Source organism: Vibrio nereis NBRC 15637 (assembly GCF_001591105.1).
GTDB lineage: Bacteria > Pseudomonadota > Gammaproteobacteria > Enterobacterales > Vibrionaceae > Vibrio > Vibrio nereis.
In genome coordinates this window covers 1-2,732 of sequence record NZ_BCUD01000044.1, presented here as the reverse complement: position 1 = coordinate 2,732, position 2,732 = coordinate 1, and the positions used below count along the sequence as shown (strand labels likewise).

Below are 2,732 nucleotides of genomic sequence, written 5' to 3'. Positions count from 1 at the left end.
AACCGGGGGAACTGAAACATCTAAGTACCCCGAGGAAAAGAAATCAACCGAGATTCCGAAAGTAGCGGCGAGCGAAATTGGACTAGCCCTTAAGCTTTATATGCGTTAGACGAACAGCCTGGAAAGGCCGGCGATACAGGGTGATAGCCCCGTAGTCGACAACGCACATTCAGTGAAATCGAGTAGGGCGGGACACGTGATATCCTGTCTGAATATGGGGGGACCATCCTCCAAGGCTAAATACTACTGACTGACCGATAGTGAACCAGTACCGTGAGGGAAAGGCGAAAAGAACCCCTGTGAGGGGAGTGAAATAGAACCTGAAACCGTGTACGTACAAGCAGTAGGAGCACCTTCGTGGTGTGACTGCGTACCTTTTGTATAATGGGTCAGCGACTTATATTCAGTGGCAAGGTTAACCATCTAGGGGAGCCGTAGGGAAACCGAGTCTTAACTGGGCGCTCAGTCTCTGGATATAGACCCGAAACCAGGTGATCTAGCCATGGGCAGGTTGAAGATTGAGTAACATCAATTGGAGGACCGAACCGACTAATGTTGAAAAATTAGCGGATGACTTGTGGCTAGGGGTGAAAGGCCAATCAAACCTGGAGATAGCTGGTTCTCCCCGAAAGCTATTTAGGTAGCGCCTCGGACGAATACTACTGGGGGTAGAGCACTGTTAAGGCTAGGGGGTCATCCCGACTTACCAACCCTTTGCAAACTCCGAATACCAGTAAGTACTATCCGGGAGACACACGGCGGGTGCTAACGTCCGTCGTGGAGAGGGAAACAACCCAGACCGCCAGCTAAGGTCCCAAATTATTACTAAGTGGGAAACGATGTGGGAAGGCTTAGACAGCTAGGATGTTGGCTTAGAAGCAGCCATCATTTAAAGAAAGCGTAATAGCTCACTAGTCGAGTCGGCCTGCGCGGAAGATGTAACGGGGCTAAGTAATAAACCGAAGCTGCGGCAATGCAGTTTACTGCATTGGGTAGGGGAGCGTTCTGTAAGCCGTTGAAGGTGAGTTGTAAAGCTTGCTGGAGGTATCAGAAGTGCGAATGCTGACATGAGTAACGATAAAGGGGGTGAAAAACCCCCTCGCCGGAAGACCAAGGGTTCCTGTCCAACGTTAATCGGGGCAGGGTAAGTCGACCCCTAAGGCGAGGCTGAAAAGCGTAGTCGATGGGAAACGGGTTAATATTCCCGTACTTCTTACAATTGCGATGGGGGGACGGAGAAGGCTAGGTGGGCCTGGCGACGGTTGTCCAGGTTCAAGTGCGTAGGCTTGAGAGTTAGGTAAATCCGGCTCTCTATAAGGCTGAGACACGATGTCGAGCATCTACGGATGTGAAGTCATTGATGCCATGCTTCCAGGAAAAGCCTCTAAGCTTCAGATTGTAAGGAATCGTACCCCAAACCGACACAGGTGGTCGGGTAGAGAATACCAAGGCGCTTGAGAGAACTCGGGTGAAGGAACTAGGCAAAATGGTACCGTAACTTCGGGAGAAGGTACGCTCTTGACGGTGAAGTCCCTCGCGGATGGAGCTATTGAGAGTCGCAGATACCAGGTGGCTGCAACTGTTTATTAAAAACACAGCACTGTGCAAAATCGTAAGATGACGTATACGGTGTGACGCCTGCCCGGTGCCGGAAGGTTAATTGATGGGGTTAGACTTCGGTCGAAGCTCTTGATCGAAGCCCCGGTAAACGGCGGCCGTAACTATAACGGTCCTAAGGTAGCGAAATTCCTTGTCGGGTAAGTTCCGACCTGCACGAATGGCGTAATGATGGCCACGCTGTCTCCACCCGAGACTCAGTGAAATTGAAATCGCTGTGAAGATGCAGTGTACCCGCGGCTAGACGGAAAGACCCCGTGAACCTTTACTACAGCTTGGCACTGAACATTGACCCTACATGTGTAGGATAGGTGGGAGGCTTTGAAACCGGTACGCCAGTATCGGTGGAGCCGACCTTGAAATACCACCCTTGTAGTGTTGATGTTCTAACTTAGCCCCATTATCTGGGGTGAGGACAGTGCCTGGTGGGTAGTTTGACTGGGGCGGTCTCCTCCCAAAGAGTAACGGAGGAGCACGAAGGTGGGCTAAACACGGTTGGACATCGTGTGGTTAGTGCAATGGCATAAGCCCGCTTGACTGCGAGAATGACAATTCGAGCAGGTGCGAAAGCAGGTCATAGTGATCCGGTGGTTCTGAATGGAAGGGCCATCGCTCAACGGATAAAAGGTACTCCGGGGATAACAGGCTGATACCGCCCAAGAGTTCATATCGACGGCGGTGTTTGGCACCTCGATGTCGGCTCATCACATCCTGGGGCTGAAGTCGGTCCCAAGGGTATGGCTGTTCGCCATTTAAAGTGGTACGCGAGCTGGGTTTAGAACGTCGTGAGACAGTTCGGTCCCTATCTGCCGTGGGCGTTGGAAGATTGAAGGGGGCTGCTCCTAGTACGAGAGGACCGGAGTGGACGAACCTCTGGTGTTCGGGTTGTGTCGCCAGACGCATTGCCCGGTAGCTAAGTTCGGAATCGATAACCGCTGAAAGCATCTAAGCGGGAAGCGAGCCCTGAGATGAGTCTTCCCTGACCCCTTGAGGGTCCTAAAGGGTTGTTCGAGACTAGAACGTTGATAGGCAGGGTGTGTAAGCGTTGTGAGGCGTTGAGCTAACCTGTACTAATTGCCCGTGAGGCTTAACCATACAACACCCAAAGGGTTTTG

The 2,732-nt window shown here is 51.9% G+C and carries 1 rRNA gene; it reads left to right on the top strand.

Annotated features, from left to right (window positions below):
• Positions 1-2,712, top strand: a 23S ribosomal RNA gene (locus VNE01S_RS18610); the annotation flags it as partial.
• Positions 2,713-2,732: the final 20 nt, after the last annotated feature.